This is a genomic window from Planococcus sp. YIM B11945 (genome assembly GCF_050864155.1).
GTDB lineage: Bacteria > Bacillota > Bacilli > Bacillales_A > Planococcaceae > Planococcus.
Genome location: NZ_JBOZWR010000003.1, coordinates 636,224 through 650,207, shown reverse-complemented (window position 1 = coordinate 650,207; position 13,984 = coordinate 636,224). Strand labels below are relative to the sequence as shown.

Sequence of the window (13,984 nt, the reverse complement as noted above, 5' to 3'; positions counted from 1 at the left end):
GTGGAGGCGGCGACTCCTGGGGGAGCAGTGAAGGAGCAAAGCGACTGAGCGACACGGGCTGGAGCCACTGGACTGAGCGCAGGCGAGGGAAGCGGCAGAAGCCGTGCCCCCCGGAAAGCGTCCGCCGCAACGGAAAGCAGCCCTTCTCTTTCGTTCGTCCATTTCTCACTCAGCAAGCATTTCATCAATCACCAATTTCACCGCGTGATACACATACAGTGCACCCATGGCATGCGGCACGAGCGTGCGGCTGCCGTCGTCTGTCGGAAGCAGGCCTTTGTCGATTTTCAAAGACACGAATGCATCGGCCAAATCGGTTTCTTTGGATTCGGCAACGAGCATGGCGACGGGCAGGTGGGCGTCCGCAAGCCGTTGGGCAAGTTCGTCGCCTTCGTCTTTTTTCGCCAGGATCCAAATCCGGTCGGCGCTGGTAACGATGCTTTCGGGGCGCCATTCAGCGGCGCGCGGCAAGGGCTCGGCACCTTCGATGGCGGCTGCGAGCACGGCTTTCATTTCACCGAACGCGGCGATGTAAATCGTTCCTTTGCCGACTGCGGCCTGCGCCAAGACGCGGGCAGTGTCTTCGATCGCTTCTTCTTGCTGGGCGATTCGCTGGAACAAGCCAGTCAGTTGTGTCGTCATCATTTTCAAATGGGCTCACCTCAAAGATAAAGTATAACAGATAAGCCGAAAGATTAATAAAAAGCCCCACAATTTGGTAGAATGAAATAGAACAATCCCAGGGAGAGACGAAAGGGTGACTTTTCTTGAAAACCATATTAATTGTAGACGATCAGCCGGGCATCCGGCTTTTATTGGATGAAGTTTTTTCGCAGGAAGGTTTTCGGACAGTCACGGCAGGGAATGGCAGAGAAGCTTTGCAAAAGGCGGAAGAAGTGCGCCCGGACATGGTCTTGCTGGATATGAAAATGCCTGGAATGGACGGCATTGAGATTTTGAAAAAGCTGAAAATCGAACAAAATAAATTGCAGGTAATGATGATGACAGCATACGGGGAGCTCGATTTAATCGAAGAATCTATTTCTTACGGAGCCGTCCGCTACTTTACAAAACCGTTCGATGTTTTTGAAGTGCGGGACGCTGTCAAGAGCTTATTGGAAGGCCGATAGCTTCGGCAGTGGCGAAGCTATCCCAATTTTGTTATGATAAGAAAGATATTTATGTGATATCCAAGCTTAGGAGGAATTCGTAATGGCATTAGTTTCAATGAAAGAAATGATGATAAAAGGAAAACAAGAAGGCTACGCAATTGGCCAATTCAACTTGAACAACCTCGAGTTCACTCAGGCAATTCTTCAAGCAGCACAAGCGGAAAATTCTCCAGTCATTTTAGGTGTATCTGAAGGGGCAGCTCGTTACATGGGCGGCTTTACGACAGTTGTACATATGGTGAAGGGCTTGATGCACGATTATAAGATTACAGTACCGGTGGCAATCCACTTGGACCACGGATCCAGTTTTGAAAAATGCAAAGAAGCCATTGATGCTGGATTTACTTCTGTAATGATTGATGCTTCCCATCACCCATTCGAAGAAAACATAGAAATCACAAAACAAGTGGTTGAATACGCACATGCCCGCAACGTTTCAGTTGAAGCGGAACTTGGAACTGTCGGCGGCCAAGAAGATGACGTTATCGCTGATGGCGTGATTTATGCAGATCCACAAGAGTGCAAACAATTGGTTGACGCAACAGGCATTGATTGCTTAGCTCCAGCACTTGGTTCAGTTCACGGTCCTTACAAAGGTGAACCGAATCTTGGCTTTAAAGAAATGGAAGAAATCGCGAATCTTTGCGATGTCCCTCTAGTTCTTCACGGGGGAACAGGCATTCCAACAAAAGACATTCAACAATCTGTTTCTTTAGGAACAGCTAAGATCAACGTGAACACTGAAAACCAAATTGCATCTGCAAAAGCAGTTCGCGAAGCATTGAACAACGACGCAAATATGTATGATCCTCGTAAATATTTGACGCCAGCACGCGATGCCATCAAAGCAACTGTCATTGGGAAAATGCGTGAATTTGGTAGTTCAGGAAAAGCATAATCTAGTAGCATCATAAAAAACGATGAAAAAGAGAAGCGTCCGATAGGTCTCTTCTCTTTTTTACCTTAAACTAGCCGATAAAGCGGCAATACAATAATTGGAGGAAAAAACATGAAATTTTTTATTGATACAGCAAACTTCGATGAAATCAAAGAAGCTCACTCATGGGGCATTCTTTCAGGCGTTACAACAAACCCAACGCTTGTTGCAAAAGAAAAAAACGTGTCGTTCCATGACCGTTTGAAAGAAATTGCAGCACTTGTAGACGGTTCAATCAGCGGCGAAGTAATCGCCCTTGATGCAGAAGGCATGATCAAAGAAGGCCGTGAATTGGCAGCACTTGCGCCAAACATTACCGTGAAATTGCCAATGACGCCAGACGGCTTGAAAGCTTGTTCGGTTTTGGCTAGCGAAGGCAAAAAAGTTAACGTAACGTTGATCTTTAGTGCCAACCAAGCACTTTTAGCAGCTCGTGCTGGTGCAGCTTACGTATCGCCTTTCCTTGGACGCTTAGATGATATTGGCCACAACGGCATGGATTTGATCGCGACAATTTCCGATATTTTTGCGATTCACGACATTCAATCTGAAATTATTGCAGCCTCAATCCGCCATCCGCAGCATGTTACCGAAGCAGCACTTAACGGTGCCCATATCGGAACGATGCCATTTAAAGTAATCAAACAATTATTCCACCATCCGCTGACTGACAAAGGAATCGAAGCATTCTTGGCTGACTGGGAAACACGCACTGCTGAGTAACAGCAAAGGCGTGCTGCCCTCAAGCGAACGCATTTTGGCGCTTAGGTCTGCTGAACCAATCGAACTTTAACGGACAGTCCATCTCCCATTTGTAAAAGTGGGAGCTCAACTGTCCGTTAAAGCGGGATAAAAGGAGAAATTATATCTGATGGATGTATACAAAATAAAAGGCGGCAAACGCTTATCGGGTACGATCAAAGTGAATGGAGCAAAAAACAGCGCAGTGGCATTGATTCCTGCGTCCATTTTAGCGAATTCGCCTGTGAACATCGAAGGCTTGCCGGAAATTTCTGATGTCTGGACACTGAAAAACATTTTGGAAGAAATTGGCGGAGAAGTAACGTTTGAAAACGGCACGATGAACATCGATCCGACGCATATGATCGACATGCCGTTGCCAAACGGCAATGTGAAAAAGCTTCGGGCTTCTTATTACATGATGGGTGCCATGCTTGGCCGTTTCAAACATGCAGCGATCGGCTTGCCAGGCGGCTGTTTCTTAGGGCCGCGCCCGATCGATCAGCACATCAAAGGCTTTGAAGCACTCGGAGCAAAAGTAACGAATGAACACGGCGCGATTTATTTGCGTGCCGACGAACTGCGCGGCGCCAAAATTTATTTGGACGTTGTCAGCGTTGGGGCGACCATCAACATCATGTTGGCAGCTGTTTTGGCAAAAGGGCAGACGACGATTGAAAATGCAGCGAAAGAACCCGAAATCATTGATGTGGCGACTTTATTAACCAATATGGGCGCGAAAATCAAAGGTGCGGGAACAAATATTATCCGAATTGACGGCGTTGAAGAATTGCACGGCACCAACCATACAATCATTCCTGACCGCATTGAAGCGGGTACGTTCATGATCATGGCTGCCGCAGCTGGTGACGGCGTGACAATCGACAATGTCATTCCATTCCACATGGAGGCTTTGACAGCGAAGCTGCGTGAAATGGGCGTCGACGTTCAAGAAGGCGAAGAATCCATTTACATTCCGAAGTCGGAGAAATTGCAGGCAGTCGATGTAAAAACCTTGGTCTACCCAGGCTTTGCTACCGATTTGCAACAGCCGTTCTCGGTGTTAATGACGCAAGCAGAAGGATCGTCGATGATTACGGATACGATTTATTCCGCACGTTTCAAACACGTCGACGAACTGCGGCGCATGAATGCGAGCGGCCGGGTGGAAGGCAGAGCGGCGATTATCACAGGGCCGACGTCATTGACTGCAGCAACCGTAGTGGCTTCCGATTTGCGTGCAGGAGCGGCACTTGTGATTGCGGGGCTGCTTGCTGAAGGCGAAACCGAAATTCGTGAAATTTACCACATTGAACGGGGCTATTCTTCGATTATCGATAAGCTGCAAGGATTGGGCGCCGATATTCGCAGAGAGACAATCGACCCGGTTGCTACTGGGACTAAGCCTGCGCAAGATGCAAATTAAACCCTTTTGAGTCGTAAATTTATGCTACAATAATTGATATAAAGCGAAGCTTCAAGTGGAAATGCTTCCTCAAACTAAAGAAGAAGAAGAAAGCTGCATAAAAAATGGACTTAGATGTCAACAATGTGCTGAGATGGACGGCCTTGTCAAAGAGACCGCCGCGATTTTTTGCATAAAGCCATACCTTGGTTATGCCCGCAAAATCCGGAATCGTGCGTTTTGTTGAAAGCTGTCATAGCCTAGAGAAAAAACGGATTCTGGAATGAGCGAGTCCTAATCAAACTTCTAATTTGAGTCCGGCGACAGCCGGGCTCCTTCTTTACAATCTTTCCTAATCATTTTAAAGTGATCCTCATTTATAAAACCCAAAAAAAAGAATAAGAGTGGTGTCTGACGCATGGCAACAATAACAATTTCCGCTTTGGAAAACATGACGCTAAAAGAGCTTTACACTTTAGCGAAAGAATACAAACTGACGAATTACAGCAAATTAACGAAAAAAGAATTGATTTTTGCGATCTTAAAAACGCGTGCTGAACAAGAGGGCTTCTTCTTCATGGAAGGCGTACTTGAAATCATTCCTTCTGAAGGCTTTGGTTTTTTGCGTCCGATCAATTATTCGCCGAGCTCACAGGATATCTACATTTCCGCGTCGCAAATCCGTCGCTTTGACTTGCGTAACGGCGACAAAGTTTCCGGAAAAGTGCGTCCGCCAAAAGAAAACGAACGTTATTTCGGATTGCTGCAAGTTGAAGCAGTGAATGGGGAAGACCCGGAAGTTGCAAAAGAACGCGTCCATTTCCCCGGGCTTACACCACTTTACCCAGACCGGCACATCCGTTTGGAAACGACGCCGAAGCACTTGTCGACGCGCATCATGGATTTGGTTGCACCCGTCGGTTTTGGCCAGCGCGGTTTAATCGTGGCTCCGCCTAAAGCTGGAAAAACGATGCTTTTGAAAGAAATCGCCAATTCCATCACCACTAATCATCCGGAAGCGGAATTGATTGTGCTGTTGATTGACGAACGTCCAGAAGAAGTGACGGATATTGAACGGTCGGTTGACGCCGATGTGGTTTCTTCCACATTTGACGAAGTTCCTGAAAACCACGTAAAAGTGGCGGAACTTGTTCTTGAACGGGCAATGCGCCTAGTCGAGCACAAACGCGACGTCATCATTTTGATGGATTCGATTACCCGGTTGGCGCGAGCATATAACTTGGTTATTCCGCCTAGCGGGCGTACACTATCAGGAGGAATAGACCCAGCGGCATTCCATCGGCCGAAGCGCTTTTTCGGGGCCGCCCGCAACATCGAAGAAGGCGGCAGCTTGACGATTTTAGCTACGGCATTGGTCGAAACCGGATCCCGCATGGATGAGGTCATTTACGAAGAGTTTAAAGGAACGGGCAATATGGAGCTGCATTTAGACCGCAGCTTGGCAGAACGCCGCATTTTCCCTGCTCTTGATATGCGCCGTTCAGGCACGCGGAAAGAAGAACTGCTGATTGACGGAGCACAGCTTGAAAAATTATGGGCGATCCGCAATACTTTCTCAGATTCTCCGGATTTTGGAGAGCGTTTCTTGAAGAAGCTTGGGCAAACCAAGTCAAATGAAGAATTTTTTGAGCAATTAAACAACGAAATGAAAGTTCATCGAAGCAATAAAAAGATGATCTAAATAGTTGCAGAATGCCAAAGATTTTGGTATGATTATGAGAGTGAATTAAAACAGAGCTATTGCATATATGGCCTAAAGAGCCATGTAAGGCAATAGTCAAAATAGATTATCAAACTCTGTTCCAGATGGTTCAGGGCGGGAGGAGAAAACATAATGAAAACAGGTATTCATCCAGACTACAAAACAGCTACAGTAACTTGCTCTTGCGGTAACTCATTCCAAACGGGTTCTGTAAAAGAAAACATTTCAGTTGAGCTTTGCTCAGAATGTCACCCATTCTATACTGGACGTCAAAAATTTGCTTCTGCAGATGGCCGCGTAGATCGTTTCAACAAAAAATACGGCATCAAAGAAGAAATCAACGAATAATAATAACAAATATACCTGCCCCGCGCGAAAACGCAAGGCAGGTATTTTTTTTCGTTTTAAATGCGAAAAACGCCTTACATAATGAAAAAAATGACTGGAATTTTGGTAAGATAAAGAGGAAAACAGCAACAACTTTTGTGCGTTGCCGAGCGACATAAATCGGGATCCGTCGGGAAACAAGCTCTGGCGAAATGCTGAATATAAACTAATTTAAAATGATAAAGTGGTTGAAAGGGGTCTCTATATGTACGTCATGAAACAATCTGGATGGGTAGAATTGATCTGCGGAAGCATGTTTTCCGGGAAATCGGAGGAATTGATCCGCCGCGTTCGCCGTTCACAGTTTGCTAAACAAAAAATTGCGGTGTTCAAGCCAAAAATCGATAACCGCTATAGCGAAGAAGCCGTAGTTTCCCATAACGGCGCCACCGTTATCGCCTTGCCAATCAGCCACTCCGAAGAAATGTGGAACTATATAACCGATGAATTTGATGTAATTGCAGTGGACGAAGCGCAATTTTTCGACGACGGCATTGTGGAAAACGTTCAAAAACTGGCAGACCATGGCTACCGTGTCATCGTAGCCGGACTTGACCAAGACTTTAGAGGGCGTCCATTCGGACCGATGCCAACTTTATTGTCGATTGCTGAGCAAGTCACAAAATTGCAGGCGGTCTGCACAGTTTGTGGTTCTCCAGCTAGCCGCACACAGCGCCTGATTGATGGAAAACCGGCCGGGTCAGACGATCCAACGATTTTAGTCGGCGCTTCAGAAGCCTACGAACCCCGCTGCCGCCACCACCACGAAGTACCGGCAGGCGTTACGGTTTCTAAATTGTGAAATTCTGATAGATTAAAAAGGAAATGATTTTTATTTTGCTTTTAATCACTGATAGAGGATAAGCCGCTTCGGTCGCTCTGGGCAAAACTCTACGCGATTTATGTAGCGAGTAGTACTCCTGTCTCTGCATCGCTGCGCTAGCTTCGAACCAAAGGAATTGCCCCAAACTCCCTTTGAGGCAATTCCTTGCCTAGCCCCTGGACGTGCCGAAGCTAAGAGATTTCTTACTAGCAGAAGAGATGATTAGCAGAATCGTTCTACTACTGCTGGTAGGCTAGAAGATATGGAGCAAAACAGTATACCCGTGGCAAAATATGGCCAAAAGGTAGTTTTGGCAATATCTCTGCGACGAAGCAGCTGTTATGCAAAATACCGAGAGTTGAGAAAATGATTTAAAATCTACAAACAAGAATGACCAACAAAATAGAGGTGAGACCATGTTTGATCGATTACAAGCAGTTGAAGACCGATATGACCGTTTAAATGAACTATTGAGCGACCCTGAAATTGTCGGCGATACGAACAAGCTGCGGGAATATTCCAAAGAGCAGTCCGATTTACAGGAAACGGTGGAAGCCTACCGTGAATACAAAGAATTGACGTTACAATTAAATGACGCAAAAGCCATGTTCGATGATAAATTGGATGCGGACATGCGTGAAATGGTGAAAGAAGAAGTAAATGACTTGGAAGCACAATTGGCAACCGTAGAAGCGCGCCTGCATATTTTATTGATCCCGAAAGATCCGAACGACGACAAAAACGTCATTATGGAAATCCGCGGAGCGGCTGGCGGCGACGAGGCGGCGCTGTTTGCCGGCGACTTATACCGCATGTACAGCCGATACGCCGAGTCAAATGGCTGGAAAGTGACCATTATGGATTCAAATGCGACAGGCCTTGGCGGCTTTAAGGAACTGGTCTTTATGGTAACAGGAAAAGGCGCTTATTCGAAATTGAAGTACGAAAACGGTGCACACCGCGTGCAGCGCGTTCCGGAAACAGAATCGGGCGGGCGCATTCATACATCAACCGCAACTGTTGCTTGTTTGCCGGAAGTCGAAGAAGTTGAAGTGGAAATCCACGACAACGATATCCGTGTCGACACGTACGCTTCATCCGGAGCCGGCGGACAATCGGTCAACACGACAATGTCAGCAGTCCGGTTGACGCACATTCCAACCAATACGGTTGTAACGTGCCAGGATGAAAAATCCCAGATCAAAAACAAAGCGAGCGCGATGAAAGTATTGCGTGCGCGCGTATACGATAAATTCCAGCAGGAAGCACAAGCTGAATACGACGCAGTCCGGAAATCGGCTGTCGGCACCGGCGACCGCTCTGAACGAATCCGCACATACAATTACCCGCAAAACCGGGTAACCGACCACCGCATCGGATTGACGATCCAAAAGCTGGACCAGATTCTCCAAGGCAAAATGGACGAAATCATCGAAGCACTAATTGTGGAAGAACAATCAGCGAGAATGGAAAGCTTGAACAATGACTAATAAACGAATTTTTGAGGCCCTTAACGGGGCTTCTTCTTTTTTAAAAGAAAATGGACGGGAAGAAGCAGTGGCGCGGATTCTTTTGCAGCATGAACTGGGCATGTCGCATGCGGGGCTTCTCGCTTCAATGCGGGATGAAATAAGTGAAGACATGTACGAGCGTTTTTGGAACAAAATCCTAAAGCACGCGGCAGGGACACCGGTTCAGCATTTGACAGGCGTCGAAGAATTTTACGGCCGCACGTTTCACGTAAACGAAAACGTCTTGATTCCGCGGCCGGAAACAGAAGAATTAATAGAAGAAACTTTGCAGTTGATTAAGCGGTATATAACCAGTCCAACCCCTTCGATTGCTGATATCGGCACGGGGAGCGGCATCATTGCTGCAACGATGAAATGCGAAATGCCGAAAGCAATTGTAACTGCCACCGATATTTCTCCCGATGCATTAAAAGTGGCAAAGGAAAATACGCAGCGGCTCGGAGCGGATATTGCATTCAAACAAGGCGATTTGGCTGAACCGCTCTATGATCAAACATGGGACGTGATTTTGTCAAACCCACCTTATATCGCACACAGCGAAGCGCCGGAATTAGCGGACAGCGTTCGAGATTTTGAACCTCATTTGGCGCTGTTTGCGGAAAATGAAGGGCTTGCTTTATACGAAAAACTGGCACAGCAATTGCCGGATTTATTAAAAAAACCAGGAATTATTGGGCTGGAAATCGGGCATACACAAGGAAGAGCGGTTGAAGCAATGTTAAAAGCTGCATTTCCGGAAGCGAAGGTGTATGTTAAAAAAGATATCAACAACAACGACCGAATGGTTTTTTGTATAAATGCCTAATTGAGGATAACTTGTGCACAATATCGCCGATTTATCCACAAACGGTGGATAAATAAGTGAAAAACCAAAGACAATAGGAGATGTTCACATGGAAACGAAAACCATTCTTGTGGATAAGTATGTTAATAAAGAAGAAACTTATTCCCAAGCTGTGGAAATGTTAAGAAATGGCGAAGTTGTCGCTTTTCCGACAGAAACGGTTTATGGGTTAGGGGCGATCGCCACGAATGCGGAAGCAGTTGACAAAATTTTTAAAGCGAAAGGCCGGCCAGCGGACAATCCGTTGATCGTGCATGTGGATTCAAAAGAAACGGCCATGAATTATGCTGTGAACGTGACTCAAAAAGCCGAAAAATGCATGGAGGCTTTTTGGCCAGGTGCACTGACGCTCATTATGAACGCCAAACCGGAAACGTTTGCGAGCAACGTGACGGCTGGGTTGGATACAGTAGGCATCCGGGTTCCAGACCATCCCGTGGCTTTGAATTTGCTGAAGCGCCTGCAGCTGCCGATTGCGGCGCCGAGCGCTAACACGAGCGGCAAACCGAGTCCGACACTTGCGGAACATGTTTTCCACGATATGAATGAAAAGATTCCATTAATCTTGGATGGCGGAGCGACATCTATCGGCATCGAGTCAACGGTGCTGGATATGACGTGTGAACCACCTTGCATTTTGCGTCCCGGACAAATCACAAAAGAACAAATCGAAAACGTTATCGGCTTAGTCCGCTCGTCTTCGGATATAAAAAGCAATGCCCCGAAATCTCCAGGCATGAAATATTTGCATTACGCGCCGGAAGCACCGGTATACTTGATTGAAGAAGATGTGCGGTTAATTGAAATGGCCATCGACCACCTTCATAATGAAGGGAAAAAAGTGGCAGTTTTGAGCCACCATGATTTTCACGATGCGGACTATGGTTTTCCGTTAACCGCTGAAACGCTTTACGGCAGCTTGCGGAAATGCGATATGCTTAATGTCAATTTGATTTTAGCTGCTGTATCAAAAGAACGGAAAAACGAAGATGCGATTTTAAATAGATTGGAAAAAGCGGCTGACCACAAATGGTTCAGCTAACTTTCAGAAAGCGGGTTGTAAGATGAATATTTTCTTTGTATGTACAGGAAATACGTGCCGAAGCCCGATGGCTGAAGCTATACTGACAGCAAAACAATTGCCGGAAGTAGAGGTCCGTTCAGCCGGCCTTTACGCGGCGCCAGCCCCCTTATCTCGTAATGCTCAGGCTGTACTGGCTCAGGAAAACATTTCGTTTGAGCACATGGCCAAATCGGTTCGGCCAGAAGATGTGGAATGGGCAACGCTCATCTTGACGATGACGTCAGGGCATAATCAGCTGTTGATGCAAGGCTATCCCGAAGCAGCCAGCAAAATTTATACTTTAAAGGAATTCGTAGATGGTTCGCGGGACGATGTGTCGGATCCATACGGCGGATCATTATCCACTTATCAACAGACGTACAACGAATTAAAGCAGCTAATTGACAAACTGGCAGTTAAAATAGCGGAATAACCTCCAAAACATACAGGCCCGGAGCGGCTTGTATGTTTTTTTGCATAAAAATGATAGAATTAAAATAGGTAAGAACAAATTTGATAGGAACCGATAACAGTAAAAGAAAAGAGGGTTTTTATATGAAAATCGCAATTTCATCCGATCACGGCGGGAATGTCCTGCGCAAAGAAATCGTGAATTTATTGAACGAACTAGGCATGGAATATCAAGATTTTGGACCACATACAGACGACTCTGTCGATTATCCGGATTATGCAAAACCAGTAGCTGAACGGGTGGCCAGCGGCGAATTCGACCGCGGCATCTTAATTTGCGGCACGGGCATCGGGATGTCCATTTCAGCCAATAAAGTCAAAGGCATCCGCTGCGCGCTTGTCCATGACGTATTTAGTGCAAAAGCGACAAGAGGCCACAACAATTCAAACGTCCTGGCAATGGGCGAGCGCGTAATCGGCCCTGGCCTAGCGCGTGAAATCACTAAAACATGGCTGTCGGAAGAATTCGAAGGCGGCAGACACCAAAACCGCGTTCAGAAGATTTCGGATATCGAAAACCAAATCAACTGACTTAAAGGAACTATCTAAGTTGAACTTAAGAATCATCATTTCGTATACCGCTTCGGTCGCTTAGGGCATGGCTCCCGCAATAAGCCGAGAAGACCACTCGTCTTATTGCTTCGCCTAGCCCGTGGGCGCGCCGAAGCTAAGAAAGTTTTAACTATCAGAAGAGACGACCAGCAGGATCACTCTATTACTGCTAGCAGGCTAGAAGATATGGAGCAGAACAGCGGAGAAAAGCATACTGTTTCTGCATCGCTACGCTAGCTTCGAAACATGAAAGAGCGTTGCTCCTGCATCGCTTCGCTGCTTCGTCGCAAAGACATCGACCGAACTACCTTCGGTCAATGTCTTGCCCGCGGCAAGCGCAGCTGTTTTGCGGAATATCTCTAAAAATCGGGAACCGAATTTATATAAAGGGAGTGGCTGAGATGCAAACGTTATGGCAATTGCAGCTTGAGGAAACTTTGAGTGAACTGGAACAGCAGATTCAATTCAGAAAAGGCCAAGTGTTTGTAATCGGCTGCTCCACATCGGAAATAGCAGGAAAGCGCATCGGAACTGGGGGCGGGTTGGACATTGCGGAAAGCATGTTTGAACCGCTTGAAAAATTCGCTGCCCGCCACAAAATCTTTTTGGCGTTTCAAGGATGCGAGCACATTAACCGTGCATTGACTGTCGAACGCCAAGCTGCTGAAAAATACGGCTGGGACCCGGTTTCTGTCATTCCGGTCGCTAAAGCAGGCGGTTCGATGAGTGCTTATGCGTTCATGAACATGAAAGACCCGGTCGTCGTAGAAGAAGTCCAGGCGCATGCCGGAATCGACATTGGACAAACAATGATTGGCATGCATTTAAAAAGAGTCGCCGTTCCAGTGCGAACTTCTGTTAAACTAATAGGGGATGCGATTGTATCCGCTGCCACTACCCGTCCGAAATTAATCGGCGGAGAGCGGGCGAGCTACACAAGGGAACTTGTTCAAACACAGGAGGGGTATATGAATGGAATTGATTAAGGCGCAAGATGAAGCAGTATTTGAAGCAATGAATGCAGAAAAAAATCGGCAAGAAGCGAATATTGAATTGATTGCCTCAGAAAATTTTGTATCTCAAGCAGTTATGGACGCACAAGGTTCAGTATTAACGAATAAATACGCAGAAGGATATCCAGGCAAACGCTATTACGGCGGCTGCGAATACGTGGATATCGTCGAAAATATTGCAAGAGACCGCCTGAAAGAAATTTTTGGGGCAGACCATGCAAACGTTCAGCCGCATTCTGGCTCTCAAGCGAATATGGCTGTTTATACAACCATTTTAAAGCAAGGCGATACAGTACTTGGCATGAACTTGAACCATGGCGGCCATTTAACTCATGGCAGCAAAGTCAACTTTAGCGGTATGACTTATAATTTTGTGGAATACGGCGTAGACGAAGAAACGCAATTGATCAACTACGACGTTGTCCGCCAAGCGGCAATTGAGCATCAGCCGAAATTGATCGTTGTTGGTGCCAGTGCGTATTCCCGCGTCATCGATTTTGCGAAATTCCGTGAAATTGCAGATGAAGTCGGTGCTTACTTGATGGTGGACATGGCGCACATCGCAGGACTCGTTGCAACGGGTGCACATCCAAGCCCCGTGCCGCATGCGCATTTTGTGACGTCTACTACGCACAAAACGCTTCGCGGGCCTCGCGGCGGATTGATTCTTTGCACAGAAGAATTTGCGAAAAAAATCGATAAAACCATTTTCCCGGGCATTCAAGGCGGGCCATTGATGCATGTCATTGCGGCAAAAGCCGTTGCATTTGGCGAGGCGCTGGAGCCGGAATTTACAACGTATATCGACCAAGTAGTAAAAAATGCCAAAGCTTTGGCTCAAGGATTAATGGAAGAGGGCATTCAAGTCGTATCAGGCGGCACCGACAACCACTTGTTCTTAATCGATCTTCGTTCATTGAACTTAACAGGCAAAGTAGCTGAACATCTTCTTGATGAAGTCGGCATCACGACCAACAAAAATACCATTCCGTTTGATCCGGAAAGCCCATTTGTAACGTCTGGCATCCGCATCGGAACACCGGCGGTTACTTCGCGTGGCTTCAAAGAACCGGAAATGAAAGAAATTGCAGGCATTATTGCGCTGCTGTTGAAAAATCCAGAAAATGAAAATGTGAAAAAAGAAGCAGCGGAGCGCACTGCGAAGCTGACCGCAAGTTTCCCATTATATAAATAAGCTAAATATAGCTGCTTACAAGCAAAGAAATTGTTGGCAGCTGTATTTTTCTCCGTGTTGATTGGTTTCAAAGTTCTACAGCTGAAGTTTCCCCTTATTGAATACATAGATGAAAGAGGTGCAGTA

At 46.5% G+C, this 13,984-nt stretch carries 15 protein-coding genes; 14 read left to right on the top strand and 1 reads right to left on the bottom strand.

Annotated features, from left to right (window positions below; translation table 11 throughout):
• Positions 1–165: 165 nt before the first annotated feature.
• The gene (locus tag ACRRQV_RS07640; RefSeq protein WP_432529500.1) at positions 166–645 is read right to left on the bottom strand and encodes a DUF2529 family protein; all 480 of its coding nucleotides are present in this window, start codon (positions 643–645) and stop codon (positions 166–168) included.
• A gap of 122 nt (positions 646–767) precedes the next feature.
• Between ACRRQV_RS07640 and ACRRQV_RS07635 the strand changes: the two genes are divergently transcribed.
• The 14 genes from ACRRQV_RS07635 to glyA all read left to right on the top strand — a co-directional run bounded on the left by ACRRQV_RS07635 (position 768) and on the right by glyA (position 13,858).
• Positions 768–1,130 (top strand): response regulator, encoded by a 363-nt coding sequence (locus ACRRQV_RS07635; protein ID WP_432529331.1) that lies wholly within the window; start codon positions 768–770, stop codon positions 1,128–1,130.
• An 82-nt stretch (positions 1,131–1,212) separates the two neighbouring features.
• Positions 1,213–2,070 (top strand): class II fructose-bisphosphate aldolase, encoded by an 858-nt coding sequence (locus ACRRQV_RS07630; RefSeq protein ID WP_432529329.1) that lies wholly within the window; start codon positions 1,213–1,215, stop codon positions 2,068–2,070.
• A gap of 111 nt (positions 2,071–2,181) precedes the next feature.
• Positions 2,182–2,832, top strand: coding sequence for a fructose-6-phosphate aldolase (fsa, locus tag ACRRQV_RS07625; protein WP_432529327.1), 651 nt, complete (start codon positions 2,182–2,184; stop codon positions 2,830–2,832).
• Positions 2,833–2,980: 148 nt separating this feature from the next.
• A complete protein-coding gene (locus ACRRQV_RS07620) occupies positions 2,981–4,276 on the top strand; it encodes a UDP-N-acetylglucosamine 1-carboxyvinyltransferase (RefSeq protein ID WP_432529325.1) in 1,296 nt (431 codons plus the stop codon).
• 397 nt (positions 4,277–4,673) lie between these two features.
• Positions 4,674–5,957 (top strand): transcription termination factor Rho, encoded by a 1,284-nt coding sequence (rho, locus tag ACRRQV_RS07615; protein WP_432529323.1) that lies wholly within the window; start codon positions 4,674–4,676, stop codon positions 5,955–5,957.
• A 153-nt stretch (positions 5,958–6,110) separates the two neighbouring features.
• Positions 6,111–6,326 (top strand): 50S ribosomal protein L31, encoded by a 216-nt coding sequence (gene rpmE, locus ACRRQV_RS07610; protein ID WP_432529321.1) that lies wholly within the window; start codon positions 6,111–6,113, stop codon positions 6,324–6,326.
• Between the two features lie 244 nt (positions 6,327–6,570).
• Positions 6,571–7,167 (top strand): thymidine kinase, encoded by a 597-nt coding sequence (locus tag ACRRQV_RS07605; protein WP_432529319.1) that lies wholly within the window; start codon positions 6,571–6,573, stop codon positions 7,165–7,167.
• A gap of 437 nt (positions 7,168–7,604) precedes the next feature.
• Positions 7,605–8,678, top strand: coding sequence for a peptide chain release factor 1 (prfA, locus tag ACRRQV_RS07600; RefSeq protein ID WP_432529317.1), 1,074 nt, complete (start codon positions 7,605–7,607; stop codon positions 8,676–8,678).
• Entirely contained in the window at positions 8,671–9,525 is an 855-nt protein-coding gene (gene prmC, locus ACRRQV_RS07595; RefSeq protein WP_432529315.1) for a peptide chain release factor N(5)-glutamine methyltransferase, read from the top strand. Before prfA ends, prmC begins: the two co-directional genes overlap by 8 nt.
• 88 nt (positions 9,526–9,613) lie before the next feature.
• Complete coding sequence (locus tag ACRRQV_RS07590; protein WP_432529313.1) at positions 9,614–10,606, top strand: L-threonylcarbamoyladenylate synthase; 993 nt, start codon at positions 9,614–9,616, stop codon at positions 10,604–10,606.
• A 22-nt stretch (positions 10,607–10,628) separates the two neighbouring features.
• A complete protein-coding gene (locus ACRRQV_RS07585; RefSeq protein WP_432529310.1) occupies positions 10,629–11,060 on the top strand; it encodes a low molecular weight protein arginine phosphatase in 432 nt (143 codons plus the stop codon).
• 122 nt (positions 11,061–11,182) lie between these two features.
• The gene (rpiB, locus tag ACRRQV_RS07580; RefSeq protein WP_432529308.1) at positions 11,183–11,629 is read left to right on the top strand and encodes a ribose 5-phosphate isomerase B; all 447 of its coding nucleotides are present in this window, start codon (positions 11,183–11,185) and stop codon (positions 11,627–11,629) included.
• Between the two features lie 422 nt (positions 11,630–12,051).
• Positions 12,052–12,636 carry a TIGR01440 family protein gene (locus ACRRQV_RS07575; RefSeq protein WP_432529306.1) on the top strand — a complete coding sequence of 195 codons (585 nt, stop codon included), beginning with the start codon at positions 12,052–12,054 and terminating at the stop codon, positions 12,634–12,636.
• Entirely contained in the window at positions 12,623–13,858 is a 1,236-nt protein-coding gene (glyA, locus tag ACRRQV_RS07570; protein WP_432529304.1) for a serine hydroxymethyltransferase, read from the top strand. Before ACRRQV_RS07575 ends, glyA begins: the two co-directional genes overlap by 14 nt.
• Positions 13,859–13,984 lie beyond the last annotated feature (126 nt).